This window comes from Bartonella sp. CB10SXKL, from assembly GCF_042195515.1.
Lineage (GTDB): Bacteria > Pseudomonadota > Alphaproteobacteria > Rhizobiales > Rhizobiaceae > Bartonella.
In genome coordinates this window covers 1-539 of the sequence record NZ_JBHION010000138.1, presented here as the reverse complement: position 1 = coordinate 539, position 539 = coordinate 1, and the positions used below count along the sequence as shown (strand labels likewise).

The window sequence follows — 539 nt, the reverse complement described above, 5'->3', positions numbered from 1 at the left end:
TTTCGCATCAATCCTTCTGAAAAGAACTGTGAAGATATTTCTGAAGAAATTGCAGAAGCATATGTAAAAGAAAATATTGAACGTCTCGATGAAGATAGTGAGGTTCATTACTTTATACGTGAAAGTGATGTTTACAATAGACTTTTAGACGAGATCGCAGACGAAAAATATAATGATGAGATTTACGGTACTTACGAACAACAACACCGTTTGCGTCCTTGTGATGTGCTTTAAATTCTGAAGGGCGCTTTTAAAAGCGCCTCCTTTCATTCATCAATCCCATCAACATGAGGTTCGTAATGGAAAAGCCTATTGCTATCCAGCACAATACAATCAAACACGAAACCGTTCAAACGGTCAACGCTCGTGAATTGCATGAATTTTTGGAAATTGGGAAAGATTTCTCTACTTGGATTAAGGACCGTATTCATCAATATGAATTTGAAGAGGGAACTGATTTCATAAAAACACAAGATTTGCGGTCCCCAAAATTGGGGAGCGCAAAATCTAGAGCTGTTACAGCTATAGACTATCACCTC

Annotated in this window: 1 protein-coding gene and 1 pseudogene; both read left to right on the top strand. The window is 37.7% G+C overall.

Annotated features, from left to right (window positions below):
• Positions 1–234 (top strand): annotated as a pseudogene (locus ACFIK3_RS09885) (hypothetical protein); the annotation flags it as partial.
• Positions 235–299: 65 nt separating this feature from the next.
• A partial coding sequence (locus ACFIK3_RS09880) for an antA/AntB antirepressor family protein (RefSeq protein WP_375669919.1) occupies positions 300–539 on the top strand: 240 nt, incomplete at its 3' end.